The following is a 14026-nucleotide window of genomic DNA, read 5'->3' as shown; positions in this document are numbered from 1 at the left end:
GATTTATTCAAAGTAATACACTTATGTACTTAATCACTTCCTTATGGGGAATATAAGTTAGGTGAGGTGCAATTTTAGAACCTCACTCCAAACTGCCAACCAAACCAAAACTGATTATCCAGCGTACTTACCGCCTTGTCTAAATGGTAATTCCCATAAAATGGGGAACTACTACTCGATAAACTGTTATTGACCACCTGTTTTTGTTTTTTATCGGGACTACAGAAGTTGTAGGATGGTCCGGTAGTGATCAACATCTTGTTTGATACTTTAAAGTTGAAACCCAATTGAGCGCGCCAAATATCTCCAGCAAACACATCGTAGTCGGAATCGGTATTGAAAAGAGCAGAGCCCGATAAATCCAGATTTACTGAGAATTTGCGTTGTGGATTGGTGGTATAACCAATACCATAGGCAGCATTCAGGTATTTTCCTGCACCAATTTTCAAAAAGCTGTATAGATTCTTACCTCCGGTTTTATAAGCAGCATTCACGTAGAAGGTTTCATCGGTTGAGATTTCCCATTTCTGATATCCATTTCTGATGATATTGACCAAACCGATAGGGAAGCCATTTTCAATGGTGTCTGCATGATTGATCAATCCAAACTGAATTCCTCTTAGCTTATAGGTGTGATTGTAAAGACCTGTGACCTGTAGACCATTCACGGTTCCTTTAACGTAATTGACTGCCCCAGACAGCTGAAGTCCATCAACCGAATTGGCTTGATTGTAAGCTCCAGATACCTGTAGGTTAATTCGTTCTCCACCATGTAGGTTAATTCCACCACTTACCTGGCCATTCCAGCCTTTCAGAGATAGGCTATCAGCTGATTTTACCGCTGCAGTATTTATGGTTCCACTAATCTGCAATCCATTGATATCGCCTTTCACACGATTGACAGCACCAGCTACTTGTACACCATCCATATCGCCAAGGTTGGTATTTACAGCACCAGCTACTTGTACGCCATTTACATCTTCGCCAACCACATTTACAGCACCACCAATCTGCACACCATTCATTTCTTGTCTGATAATATTGGCAACTGCACCAATTTCAACACCATCAATATTGGCAGAGTATCCAGCAATAATATTCAGGGAATATTTGTTGGTAACCAAACCATTGGTTAGGCGGTTTGTTCCCCATGAAGGAATGAAGGAAACCTGGGCAAAGCGAACTTCTTGTACATTCAAATTGTTCGATACATAAAGTGTTTTTCCAGGAACCATAAGGTTAACCATAGCCAAATCTTCCAACTCCTTTTCGGTATAGGCCCAATTGATTGCCTTGTGCTTGGGGCGCAGACTTTGAGAGAATGTAGGATGCTCTTTAAAAATACTCTCAGCTTGCCATGGGTGAAGAGCAATGTTTAGATTTTTGGTTTGATCTGCACTGGCATAGGCAATGGTATCCTGATATCCCTTACAACTAAAGTTGATGCCCAAAGGCTGATCTCCCTCCAAACGAAGCATGTACTTCCCATCAGGATTGGTAATAAAGGAAGCCTGTCTGTTGACCTCGTATACAATGGCATTTTCCAGAGGATTGCCATTGGAATCAGTAATGATACCTGATAAGATCCACATGGTATCGTTCAGCCTATCTTTGTTTTTTGCTTGAAGAATGACATGCGAACCAATCACTTTGTAGGTAAATCTGCCTTGAAAGAGTTCATCCAAAATCTCTTCCAAACTAGCTCGTTTGCCTTCTATCGAAACCATTTTAGTTGGATCTAAAAGCATGGCATCGTAGGAGAAGTTGAAGCCACCCAGCTTTTCCAAAATAAACATGGTTGATTCGGTGCTTTGGTTCTTGACTTCAACAAGAATTTCTTTTTCTAAAAAGTTCTGAGCCTGTATCTTCACGTTCAGGAAAATGCAGGCGATTAATATGGTGATATATATTATTCTATTCATTGGTTTGTGGGCTAAATAAAGTGAATGTGTTGTCTTCTTTAGTGTAGGATAACTTGTAGGTATCTGATATCACCTTAATTACCTCTTCGGCATCATTATCAATAAAGGATGAAGTGTAATATTTGGCATTAATTTTTGGATCATCAGAAATGATTTCAATATCGTAACAGGCTTCCAAAACCTTAAATACTTCTTTTAGTTGTTTGTTTCTGAAGGATAGTCTCTTGTCTACCCAGAAAAAGGCTGAAGAGTTGCTGGACACACGAATGATGGTATCTTGCTCATTTGATATTAATCCACCTTCATCTTTAATCAGAATTAGATGAAGTGTATCTGTTTTTGCCTTGTTAGGACGGAAGAGTTCCACTTTACCTGAACTAACATCAACAGCAATGTCGCCGTTCTTCTTCCGTTTTACCTGGAAACTTGTTCCCAGCACTTTTACACCTCCTATTCCTGCATGAACAATGAAAGGTTGCGAGGTGTCTCTTTTGACATTGAAGAATGCTTCTCCTTCAAGATTTACGATTCTTTGATTTTTATCTGTAGACTCATAAGAGATTTTAGCAGATTCATTCAAGTAGATTTCTGATCCATCTGGTAGGATTTCTTTCAGCGTTTCATTCGTATTATTAGCCAATAAGAATTGATCACTTTGATCTGTATCCTTAGTATACCAGTTGAAAATTCCAATTAAAGCCAGTATTGATGCTGCTATGGACGTGTAAATTGCAATTTTAAATTTTGAGTGTTTTGGGATTGTAGGAGAGAGGCTTGCCTCATGTTCATCCATTCGTTTGGATAGGATGGACCATGCCAGTTTTTTATTGACTGGTATTGGGCGCGGTTTAAGTTTCCCACTTTCCAGCCAAAGGTTTTCCAGTTGGTCAAGATGTTTGCGATTTTCTTCCTTCTCATCTATCCAATCTATAATAAGCCTTTGTTCCTTTTGATTGGTTTCACCCAAAAGAAACTTGGCCAGTAATGTATCATCTATATGTTGGTTGTCACTTTTCATGTACAATTAATTTCTGTTATTGAGCTATGGTATATTTGGTGTCGTGTGTTCTTCACAAGTAAGACAATTGGCAAAGGTTTTAACCCTATTCGCCATTGAAAAAATGATTGAAAAACAATACAATCAGTGGGAGGTAGTCGGCCAATTCTTCTCGAAGAAATTTTAGAGCTTTCCCCATCTGATTTTCTACAGTCTTTACTGATATACCCAGTTGTTCTGCTATTTCTCTGTATTTTAATTGTTCATACCTACTCAATATAAAGATCTTCTTCCGCTGTTCGGGAAGCAGGTCAATGCTGGCTCTTATTTTTAATTCCAGTTCCGAAGCATTCATAGGATCTCTATCAATTTGCTCATCATACTTTATTTCTTCTTGATTGTACTCCTTGTACTTTTCTCGAATATTAATGTGTTTGATGAGGTTAAGACTTGCGTTTCGAACAGCACGATACAGGTAGGATTCCATGGAGCTCTCTATGACAATATCCTTTCTGTTGATCCACAATTTGAAGAATACTTCCTGTACGATTTCTTCTGATCCTTCCTGTTCCTTTAGAAAGTTATAGGCATAAGCACACAAACGACTATAGTGGTCGTTGAACAGGCTTTCGAAATCTTCTCTGCTAATGCAATCAGAATATGTTGTTTGCGGTGTGGTCAATGTTAAACTAGTTAGTAGAAGCAAAGGTAGACGATTTTTTAAGTTTGATAAAGTAAATGTTATAAATACAGAAGCCACACAGGGATATGGATTCTACCAATTCCTGTGTGGTTCGTTTTGTTTATGATCGAGTTTGCTAATTCATCATCTAGAAATATAAAATGTAATACAAACTTGGTAAGAGCGACAACTGTTCACCATCTTCTATTTCTCGGGTAGCCTTATTGTACCGTTCCAATATCTTTGCCTGATTATTGCTTGCGTTTTTCAAGTCTAATTTGAATTCATGGCGTGTTTTTTTTCTATTGATCTTGTAGTTGAAAGTTAGGTTCAAGATGAACAGGTCATCTCCCTGCTTTGTAAGCTCACTATTCGCTTTGTATATGGTTTCTCCGGCTTCCTGGCTTTTTGCCAAATCAACAGGAGTGTAGTATTGACCACCACGATAGGTAGCTTTTGCATTCCAACCAATTCTGTTTAGCCCTTTATTGCCCACTTTGTATTCTTTCCCAATTAAAAGATTGGCCGTGTAATTTCCATTGTATCTGGAATCTCGTTCAATACCATCCAATGCTGTAAATTTCGATTGGTACAGTGAACCGGTGAAGAGATAATAGTAATTATTGTGGAAGAATCGTTCCAGTGAAAGTTCCACTCCATAGTTTTTGCCAGTACCTTCGTTCACAAAATCATAATCAGCCAAGCCTTCTTTAATGTCTTGAAGTACGATTTTACTGTTAGGATCATTTTCTACAGCCAAATCATACAAATCCTGGTAGTAAGTTTCTACTTTTAAGTGCAAGTTGCGATTCAATTGATTGTTGTAAGCTAGAACATAGTGTCTGGCTTTACTCATTTTCAAATCTTTGTTAGGCGTAGAAGGAGTATTGTTCTTATCATTCAATTGAATGAAATAGGTTGAAAGACTCTCTAATTTGCTGTGTACTCCAAATCCGAATGAAAGGGATTGGTTGGGAAGAAATTTGTACTTCAAGCCAACACGAGGTTCTATGTTGTAATCATCATTTAGCGCAAAATAGCTTGTATTTACTCCGGATACCAGACTCAATTTGGATGTAATTCTATACTTCCAGTTCACAAAAGACTGGATGAAGTGAGAATTGCCATCTGAGTCAACATCAGTAATGAATGTTCCAGTATTTTTAAAATCATTTCTGCTATTGATATCAAAACCCAAACGAGTGTACTTGAATCCTGCTTTCAAACTGTTTTTGGCATTCAACTTTGTATTAAAAGTAGAATTGAACTTTAGGTAATCATGTTGATATTCTTCCTGCAAAGCAGTATACATCTTGTTGTCATCAGCAAGTACATCTGATTGATATTTGCTATTGGTTGCTGACCATGCAATTGTGTTTTTAAGGTAGGATTTTTTACCTAATGGCAAGAGATTAGAAATTCCAATAACACTTAAATCGGCTTCGTAGTTATTCTCACCCAGAGTAATGGTTTCATCATCATTCTCTTCCTTGTTGAGCATGTTGTTTTTTCCAAACAGACTAAAAATGGTATACTTACCAGCCTTTTGTGTAGGCAAAACTATTTTAAAAGAACCATCCTGATATTTTGGGATGCCATCAAAGTCGATGATCCCAGCATTGTTCAGTAGTGCCAGAGATGAGTAACGATAATTGGCCAGATAGGAACCGGAATAGCCTTTTTTTAGTGGGCCTTCAAGGGTGAAATCAATTCCCATGGTACTGAAACCAAATGCTTGCTCGTGTTTGGCGTTGTTTCCCGATCGCAAATTGATATCGAAGATTCCAGAGTAGGCATTTCCATATTCTGCCGTGAAAGCTCCTGTGAAGAAATCAGAATTGCGAAGCAAATTGCTGTTTAGTGCATTTACAGCTCCCCCAGAAGAACCTTCATCGGCAAAATGATTTGGGTTTGGAATTTCTATTCCTTCCAATCTCCACTGAATTCCTTTGGGAGAATTTCCTCTTACGATGATTTCATTTGAACCTTCTCCATCTCCTGAAACACCAGCGTAGGCTGAAACCATTCTTGCAGGATCGTTTAAGGCTCCGGAATATCTACTTGTTTCTTCCACCGTAAAAGCTTGTCCGCTTACACTTGCCATCTTATTCAATGTTTCGTGTTTGGCAGTTTTCGGATAGACTTTCACTTCCTGAATGTTTGTGACAAACTCTACCAATTCAATTTCCAGTACTACCTCCTTGGCTGAACCAATTTCCAGATTGGCAATCGTTTTGGCCTCGTACCCCATACAGCTAACGTGAAGAGAAACTCTTCCAATTTCAACCCTTTCTATAATAAAGTTTCCATCTATATCGCTGGCTGTTCCTTTAAAGGGATCAGAGTTTAGGATAACAATATTAGCTCCAATAAGGGATTGCTTGGTTTCGTGGTCAATAACTTTCCCTCGTATGGTTTGATAGTATTGAGAGTTGAAGTTCAATGCATAAACAGTAGATTTTCCCAGGAGTAAAAAAAGGAGAATTACAATGCGATGTAGCGTTTTCATGAATTTTTAATCTGATGAATATTATTAAAATCATGAGGAAGACAATTGAGCTGAAACATACCCCCATCGGGAAATATATTTTTTTTGATTTTTTTGTCCGAGATAAAAAAAGTATATATTCGCAGCAGATTGGGTGTTACTATTGGGTGATATTCCTGCTATGGAAGACTTTGAATATTACCTTATCTCATCACAGACCTTCTCTGTGTACCATAGCTTCATTGTTGAATCATTGATTTGTGAAGCTGTATTGGTGCGATTAATTCAAACATGTATTAGAGTATTTGTCGATTTCAATCTGAAAGAGATGTTGTATCTCGCATCGGAGATTCACTTCAATGGAAGCTAATTTGATTATTGATTTTAAAATTTATTTGTGATGAGTTTAAAATTTAAAGCAATTTTTCTACTTCTTTTGGGAACCATTTTCTGGGGAATGACCTTTGTTTTCATTAAGGATGCTGTGTCATTAATGAGTGTAGCTGGATTTTTGGGATATCGATTCTTGTTGGCAGGATTTGTTCTGGCTTTGATCTTTATTAAAAGGATTAAGCGATTGGATAGAACAACATTAAAGTATGGAGCATTAATGTCTTTGCCATTGCTATCTAGTTTTCTGGCACAAACTATCGGTTTACAGTATACCAGCGCATCAAAAGGAGGTTTCATAACTGGGCTTTCGGTGGTATTTGTTCCTGTAATTCTCTCAATCATTCAGCGAAAATTACCATCCAGTAATATTTTTATTGCGGTTCTGATGGCAACAATTGGATTGGCGATGTTGACTTTAAGTAGTAGTTTAGATTTAAATATTGGCGATTCTTGGGTGTTCTTTTCCGCCATTTTGTTTGCGATCTACATTATCATGGTTGGTAAAATAAGTCGTAAATGTGATGGAATTTTACTTTCGGTAACACAGTTTTTGATTGTTGGGATTGTTTGCACTACATATGCAGGGATTAATGGAGAGTTGTTTGTTCCAACACAATACAAGTTATGGCAAGCAATTCTATTCACAGCATTATTTGCAACAGCTTTCATGTATACCGTACAGAATTACTATCAAAAGTATATTTCAGAAATTACCACCTCTATTATTTTCTCTTTTGAGCCTTTATTTGCAGCCATTACCGCTTTCTTTTATTTGAATGAAGAGCTTACAGAGAAAACCATTTTAGGAGGATTGTTAATATTTGTGGGCATTCTGTTTGCAGAATTAAAGTGGAGAGATGTAAAGGTTCTTCTGAGGATTGGAAAATACTAGAAACAAAAAAGTCGGGAACCACCCCGACTTTTCTATATTCACTTTATAACCCTATAACTCTATGAAAAAACCACTTTTCTGTTTTGTTATAGTACAAATGTAGGCTCAAAAACGGTTAAGCACTGCGAAAAAGTGTTAAAGAAGTTTAAAAGTTTAATTATCTTGCTTTTTTAGAATCAATCAGAATAAAATAATAGCTATGAAACTTATAAAATATGGGCTGTTTGCTGCCTTTGGTATCTTTTTGTCGTGTTCATCTAACCAATCAAATGAGAATAAAGTAAAAAATGGATATAATGCTGAATTAGCAACTCAATTGAAAGCCGATCAGTATGGTATGAGTAAGTATGTTATGGCATTTTTAAAACGAGGGCCAGTTCGCAGTCAAGATTCTATTGAAGCAGCAAAGTTACAGAAAGCTCATTTGGAAAACATTGAAAGATTGGCAGAAGAAGGTAAATTGGTTTTGGCAGGTCCATTTTTCGATGATGGCGTAATTAGAGGAATTTATGTTTTTAATGTTGAAACCATTGAGGAAGCACAGGCTTTAACAGAGACGGATCCAGCAATAAAAGCAGGTAGACTGGTAATGGAATTACATCCATGGTATGGTTCTGCGGCTTTGAAACAGATTAATGAACTTCACAAGAGTTTGCAAAAGCAAAATGTAAGTGAACAATAGAGTAAATACGCTGTATAAAGAATAGTTTATTACATTTGCTACATAAAAAAGAATAAAGTTGGATATTTCTCTGGTTACCGAATACTCATTGTGGTGGATATTACCGATATTTTTGCTTTCGATAGCAATTGTATATCGCCTATATTTTTACAAACAAAGATTGATAAAAGAAATAACTGTTTGGAAAACTGTAATACTTGCTAGTTTACGTTTTTTAGTTGTTTTTTTATTGCTGTTTTTATTAATAGGTCCAAGAATAAGGTACCAAAAGCGAATTGAAAATAAACCAGTTTTAATTGTTGCTCAGGATAATTCAATGTCCTTAAAAATGGGCCAGGACTCATCTTATTATTTGAATGAATACCCTTCTGATTTAAATGAACTGATAGCTTCCTTGCAAGATGATTACGAAGTGAGACCTTTAAGTTTTGGTAAAAAGGTTACGGCCTTATCAGAATTTGATTTTACTTCACCTTTAACCGATTTTTCTTCCTTGTTTCAGTTTGTAAAAGACAATTATGGAAATCTGGAAAATGTTCAAATGCTTTTGGCTAGCGATGGTTTATACAATTCGGGGTCGAATCCTCGTTATCTAAGTTCTGAAATTGGAATGCCAATTCATACTATTCAGCTGGGAGATACATTGGAAATTAATGATGTTTCGATTTACTCATTAAAATCTAATCGAATTGGTTTTACAAATACCAAACTGCCAATAAAAGTAGGAGTTAAGGCTTTAAACTTTAAAAACAAAAAGCTTCTTGTCGAGATAAAAAATAAGGCTAAACTACTGTTGCAAGATGAAATAAAAGTAGCAAGCGATAATTTTTATCTGGAAAAAGATTATTTGTTGGATCTAGAGCAAAAAGGCTTGCAAAAATATAGTGTTAAAGTAAGTTCTTCTATTGAAGAATATACTTTAAAAAATAATGTTGCCGATTTTGTTGTCGATATTTTGGATTCTAAAAGAAAAATTGTTCTTGCTTTCGATCAATATCACCCAGATATTGCAGCTGTTAAATCAGCAATTTTAGAGAACTCTAATTTTGATTGTGAATTGGTCAATTTAAATCAGAGTCAGTTAAGTTTAGAAGAAACCAATTTGATAGTCTTATACCAAATACCATCCAAACGAAATAGTTATCAGGATTTGTTCAAGAAAATTGAGCTGTCTAAAACTCCAACTTTAATTGTTGTGGGGGTAAATTCAGATTTAAATTCATTGAATTTTTTAAGTCTGGGAGTTCGTTTAAATAGTGAAAATGAATATTATCAGGATGCTGTTTATTTGGAGAATCAGAATTTCTCGTTGTTTAATCTACAATCGAAAGAGAAGAATGTATTTGAGAAATTGCCACCGATTCTTATTCCTTTTGGCGATATTAATTTGAACAATGAATCGCAAATATTGGCTTATCAAAAAATAAAAGGAGTAGATACTCAATATCCATTAATCGCATTCGGTTCTGTGGAAGATCGAAAAGTAGGTTGGATATTTGGTGAAGGGATTTGGCGTTGGAAATTGGCTGAATTTCAATTGTTTGATTCAAATGCCCATTTTAATGATATTGTCAATAGAACCATCCAATATTTGGCTTTAAAAGAGAAGAAGGATCAGTTGGTTATTAGACACGATAAAGACTTTGCAGAAGGGAATCAGGTAAACATTCAAGCTGAATTGTACAATGAGAGTTATGAATTAATAAACAAAGTAGACCTTCGATTTGTATTAACTAATGAAGATGGAAAGACATATAATTATCAGTTTTCAAGAGAGGAAAATGATTATACTTTAACTATCAATAGTTTAAAGAATGGGAGATACAATTATAAAGTTCAAACGGTTGGATTAAGTGAGAATTTAGAGCGTTCTGGAGAATTTATTGTTCGTTCCAATAATATTGAATCGAAAAAGCTGCAAGCGGAAACTATAACATTAAAACAAATATCAGAGAGTACGAATGGAACCTACTTTGGTAGTTTTGATTCTCAGAAGATAAAAACTCACTTTTTGAATGATATATATATAAAACCAACAATTTCTTATGAATCTAATTATGGTAATGCAGTAAGTTTAATATATTTATTAAGTTTTATTATCATATTAATGATTTTGGAATGGTTTTTGAGAAAATATTGGCTAGGAAATTAATTCTAACCACAAGAAATTTCACACTAATGACAAAACAAATATCTTTTGCAAAGCGTAATTTTCGGAAATTCCTTTTATTAGGTGTTTTACCACTTATTTTTACTGGTTGCCAAACCATGGCATTATATGATTTTGAGGGATTAAAAGCTCCGAAAGTAATTATTCCTCCCGATGTTAAGACAATTGGATTTGTTGATAGAAATTTGAGTTTTGATATCGATACTTTGTCGAAATACTATAAGGTAAATGGTTTAAGCTTAAAGGATAGTATAGACTATTCAGAGATTCGTGCTATTAATTGTCATTTAGGTTTAAATGAAAATCTCTCTGTATATTTTGAATTGGACAGTGTTTCATATACACGTTTACCTGAAAATCACGTTGTAGGGGATAGACGCTATGATCCCATGTCTTGGGATAGAGTCGATAGTATTTGTGAATCTAACGGTTCAGATATTTTAATATGCCTGGAAGATCTTCAAATATTTAATGAATATGAAATTATAGAAGGCGAAGAAAACTGGGGAATAACAGATGTAAAGTATTTTGCTGTCTGGAGAATTTATGATCCTTTATCACAAAAATTTCATGATGAAAGAATGATTGCGGATAGTTTATTTACAGAAACTAGTTCTTATTCCTACACAAAATTGCTAGAGGATAAAATGCCTAAACGTAAAGAGATAAATGCCGAAGTTGCATATGATATAGGTCGGGATTATGCAGATTTAATTTCACCAAGCTGGATTTCTTTCACAAGGAAGTACTTTATATCCGGGCATCAGGATTTTTCGTTGGCTAGCTACTACCTGAATAACGATAGTGTTGATCAGGCAATCGAAATGTGGAAAAAACATGTGGATTCTGAAGATAAGAAATTAGCAGGTAGAGCAAGTTATAATTTAGCTTTTGCATACGAATTAAAGGAGGATTTTCAAAAAGCAAGTTATTGTATAAGAAAGGCAATTAAAAATTATCGGGAGCTTGAAAAAGAGCCAAAAGAATTTACGTATGTAAAAGAGTACTATAAAGAGTTAACTCAAAGAACGCAAAATAATTATTTGTTAGATAAGTTCTTTGGAAAGGAGAACGCAGAATAAAAAAAAGATCCCCTGAAAGATTATAGTTTCAGGGGTTTTTTAATTTTGCTTTTCTAAACAAAAAACAAGAAAATGACGGCAACAACAATTTTGTATATCATATTAGCCATTCTTAGTTTTGATTTCATATTGGAACGAGTATTGGATATTTTGAATCTAAGGAATTGGTCACCAACCCTACCTAAAATATTGGAAGGTATTTATGAGAAAGAAAAGTACTTGAAATCTCAGGAATATCAGAAAGAGAAGTACAAGCTGAGTTTTATATCATCGGTAATTAGTTTTGCAACAAGCTTTTTAATGATTGCTCTAGGTGGATTTGCCTGGGTAGATGAACTGGTAAGAGAATACACAACAAACCCTATCTGGTTGGCATTGTTATTCTTTGGAGTTATCATGTTGACTTCAAGTATAATAAGCTTACCATTTTCATACTATTCGACCTTTGTGATTGAAGAAAAATATGGATTCAACAGAACAACATTAAAAACATTCATACTGGACTTGATCAAAGGTGGTTTACTGGGAATGCTTATTGGTGGAGGTTTGCTTGCCTTGTTAATTTGGATCTATTTGCAAACCACAAATAATTTTTGGTGGATGGCATGGGCTGTTTTAGCTGTTTTTATGATCTTCATGACCATGTTTTACTCATCCTTAATTGTTCCTTTATTTAATAAACAGACTCCATTGGAGGATGGTGAATTGAAAGATGAGATTCAAAATTTTGCCCACAAGGCTGGCTTTAAGCTTGATAATGTATTTGTGATGGATGGCTCAAAAAGATCATCGAAAGGAAATGCATACTTCAGTGGTTTGGGAGCAAAGAAGCGAATTGTATTATTTGATACTTTAATAAGTGAACTATCAACCAAAGAGATTGTAGCGGTATTGGCGCATGAGATTGGTCATTATAAGAAAAAACATACACGAAATGGAATCATTTTGTCATTGTTACAAACTGGATTGATGTTTTATATCTTTTCATTATTTATTGGTAATGAAAATTTATCAGCAGCACTTGGGGCTGAGCAGCATGGCTTTCATTTGGGATTAATTACTTTTGGTATTTTATATTCTCCAATTTCAAGCATTCTGGGCTTAGGGATGAATTTATTGTCAAGAGCTAACGAATACCAGGCAGATGAATATGCAAAACAAAATTACGATGGACAATCATTAGGAGATGCTTTAATAAAACTTTCAGTAAGTACATTAAGCAATCTTACACCACATAAGGCATATGTGTTTTTTTATTATTCGCATCCAACCTTATTGCAAAGATTGAAAGCAATAAATTTCACAAAGAACAAAGACTAATTATAAAAAAGGAATGCAAGCAGAAATAATTACCATAGGGGATGAGATACTGATTGGGCAGATTGTGGATACAAATTCTGCCTGGATGGCAAAAGAGTTAAACAAATATGGAATTGGTGTTTCAAAGATCACGAGTATATCAGATGAAGCAGATGACATTGTAACAACTATTGAAGCTGCAATGAAAAGAGCTCCACTTGTTCTAATGACAGGTGGCTTAGGGCCAACAAACGATGATATCACAAAGAAGACTTTGAGCGATTATTTTGGAATGAAGCTGATTCAAGATGATGAGTTGTATCAAAAAATACAGGATCGACTTGCTAAATATGGTATTTCAATGAATCCTTTCAATCAGGAACAAGCCCTTATACCTGATGGAGCCAGAATTATACCTAATAACTTTGGATCGGCACCCTGTATGTGGTTCGAGAAGAACAAGCGGGTTTTGGTATCGATGCCTGGAGTTCCCTTCGAGATGAAAGGAATTATGCAGAATGGTTTGATCTCTGCGATTACTGAGCATTTTGAAACCTCTGAAATTGTTCACAAAACCATTATGACCGATGGAATAGGAGAGTCAGTTTTGGCTGAAATGTTGAGCGATTGGGAGGAAAACTTACCTCTGAATATGAAATTGGCTTATTTGCCTTCACCCGGAAAAGTAAGACTGAGATTAAGCATTACAGGAGAAAGTAAACCTGCACTTGAAAAAATGGTTGATGAGGAAGTTGAAAAATTGAAAAAGATACTGCCTGATAATATTTTTGCTTACGACGATATAGCCATTGAGGAGCGCATAGCGGAACTTTTATTGGAAAAAGGTAAAACGTTAGGAACAGCTGAGAGTTGTACTGGTGGATATATTGCTCATTTAATTACATCTCATGCTGGTAGTTCAGCTTATTTTAAAGGGAGTGTGGTTTCTTATTCCAATGAAATCAAGGAGAAGGTTTTAGGAGTAAATTCGAAAGATTTGGAGAAGTTTGGAGCGGTAAGTCAAGAAGTAGTAGAGCAAATGGCTTTAGGGGCAAGGAAAGTTCTGAATACTGATTATGCCGTAGCAACTTCTGGCATTGCAGGTCCTGATGGAGGAACTGATGAAAAACCTGTGGGAACTGTTTGGATTGCCCTTGCAGGAGATTTTGGTGTGCAATCTGAAAAGCTTGAACTGTATAAAGTGAGAGAAAGAAATATAAAGGTTTCAGCTTTTAAAGTATTGAATTTACTTCGAAAGGAACTGGAGAAATAAAATGATATTGCATATTATTGGAAGGCTTGCTTTATGGCAAGCCTTTTTTTTGTGCTAAAAAGTGGAATCCAATTTGAAATATACAATCAGATTTCTGTAGGATAGATAATGCTATGTAAAGTAAATGTTAGTTATTCTCGTTTAAT

General features: G+C 35.4%; 10 protein-coding genes. 6 read left to right on the top strand and 4 right to left on the bottom strand.

Going from position 1 to position 14026, the window contains the following annotated elements; genetic code table 11:
- Nucleotides 1-74: 74 nt before the first annotated feature.
- From DF185_RS05965 to DF185_RS05950, 4 genes are all read right to left on the bottom strand, one after another.
- A complete protein-coding gene (locus DF185_RS05965) occupies nucleotides 75-1922 on the bottom strand; it encodes a carboxypeptidase regulatory-like domain-containing protein (RefSeq protein WP_110359823.1) in 1848 nt (615 codons plus the stop codon).
- The gene (locus tag DF185_RS05960; RefSeq protein ID WP_110359822.1) at nucleotides 1915-2940 is read right to left on the bottom strand and encodes a FecR family protein; all 1026 of its coding nucleotides are present in this window, start codon (nucleotides 2938-2940) and stop codon (nucleotides 1915-1917) included. The genes DF185_RS05965 and DF185_RS05960 overlap by 8 nt, the downstream gene beginning before the upstream one ends.
- 85 nt (nucleotides 2941-3025) lie before the next feature.
- Complete coding sequence (locus DF185_RS05955) at nucleotides 3026-3625, bottom strand: RNA polymerase sigma-70 factor (protein WP_207784591.1); 600 nt, start codon at nucleotides 3623-3625, stop codon at nucleotides 3026-3028.
- A gap of 124 nt (nucleotides 3626-3749) precedes the next feature.
- Complete coding sequence (locus tag DF185_RS05950; RefSeq protein WP_110359820.1) at nucleotides 3750-6110, bottom strand: TonB-dependent receptor; 2361 nt, start codon at nucleotides 6108-6110, stop codon at nucleotides 3750-3752.
- A 379-nt stretch (nucleotides 6111-6489) separates the two neighbouring features.
- Between DF185_RS05950 and DF185_RS05945 the strand changes: the two genes are divergently transcribed.
- The 6 genes from DF185_RS05945 to DF185_RS05920 all read left to right on the top strand — a co-directional run bounded on the left by DF185_RS05945 (nucleotide 6490) and on the right by DF185_RS05920 (nucleotide 13880).
- The gene (locus tag DF185_RS05945; protein ID WP_110359819.1) at nucleotides 6490-7374 is read left to right on the top strand and encodes a DMT family transporter; all 885 of its coding nucleotides are present in this window, start codon (nucleotides 6490-6492) and stop codon (nucleotides 7372-7374) included.
- Between the two features lie 199 nt (nucleotides 7375-7573).
- Nucleotides 7574-8056, top strand: a complete 483-nt coding sequence (locus tag DF185_RS05940) for a YciI family protein (protein ID WP_110359818.1) — start codon at nucleotides 7574-7576, stop codon at nucleotides 8054-8056.
- A gap of 160 nt (nucleotides 8057-8216) precedes the next feature.
- Nucleotides 8217-10208, top strand: a complete 1992-nt coding sequence (locus tag DF185_RS05935; protein ID WP_165835955.1) for a hypothetical protein — start codon at nucleotides 8217-8219, stop codon at nucleotides 10206-10208.
- Nucleotides 10209-10234: 26 nt separating this feature from the next.
- Nucleotides 10235-11308: a DUF6340 family protein gene (locus DF185_RS05930; RefSeq protein ID WP_133249971.1), complete on the top strand. Its 1074-nt coding sequence runs from the start codon at nucleotides 10235-10237 to the stop codon at nucleotides 11306-11308.
- A gap of 72 nt (nucleotides 11309-11380) precedes the next feature.
- Nucleotides 11381-12628: a M48 family metallopeptidase gene (locus tag DF185_RS05925; RefSeq protein WP_110359815.1), complete on the top strand. Its 1248-nt coding sequence runs from the start codon at nucleotides 11381-11383 to the stop codon at nucleotides 12626-12628.
- Nucleotides 12629-12641: 13 nt separating this feature from the next.
- On the top strand, nucleotides 12642-13880 hold the full coding sequence (locus DF185_RS05920; RefSeq protein WP_110359814.1) for a competence/damage-inducible protein A: 1239 nt from the start codon (nucleotides 12642-12644) through the stop codon (nucleotides 13878-13880).
- Nucleotides 13881-14026: the final 146 nt, after the last annotated feature.

The organism is Marinifilum breve (assembly GCF_003202155.1).
GTDB classification, from domain to species: domain Bacteria; phylum Bacteroidota; class Bacteroidia; order Bacteroidales; family Marinifilaceae; genus Marinifilum; species Marinifilum breve.
Note: the sequence above shows the minus strand (reverse complement) of the source record. Positions and strands in the feature narration are given on the sequence as shown.

Coding starts and splice junctions, on each gene's coding strand:
- DF185_RS05940 (WP_110359818.1), top strand. CDS start 7,574: ATGAAACTTATAAAATATGGGCTGTTTGCTGCCTTTGGTATCTTTTTG.
- DF185_RS05965 (WP_110359823.1), bottom strand. CDS start 1,922: ATGAATAGAATAATATATATCACCATATTAATCGCCTGCATTTTCCTG.
- DF185_RS05930 (WP_133249971.1), top strand. CDS start 10,235: ATGACAAAACAAATATCTTTTGCAAAGCGTAATTTTCGGAAATTCCTT.
- DF185_RS05945 (WP_110359819.1), top strand. CDS start 6,490: ATGAGTTTAAAATTTAAAGCAATTTTTCTACTTCTTTTGGGAACCATT.
- DF185_RS05960 (WP_110359822.1), bottom strand. CDS start 2,940: ATGAAAAGTGACAACCAACATATAGATGATACATTACTGGCCAAGTTT.
- DF185_RS05950 (WP_110359820.1), bottom strand. CDS start 6,110: ATGAAAACGCTACATCGCATTGTAATTCTCCTTTTTTTACTCCTGGGA.
- DF185_RS05925 (WP_110359815.1), top strand. CDS start 11,381: ATGACGGCAACAACAATTTTGTATATCATATTAGCCATTCTTAGTTTT.
- DF185_RS05920 (WP_110359814.1), top strand. CDS start 12,642: ATGCAAGCAGAAATAATTACCATAGGGGATGAGATACTGATTGGGCAG.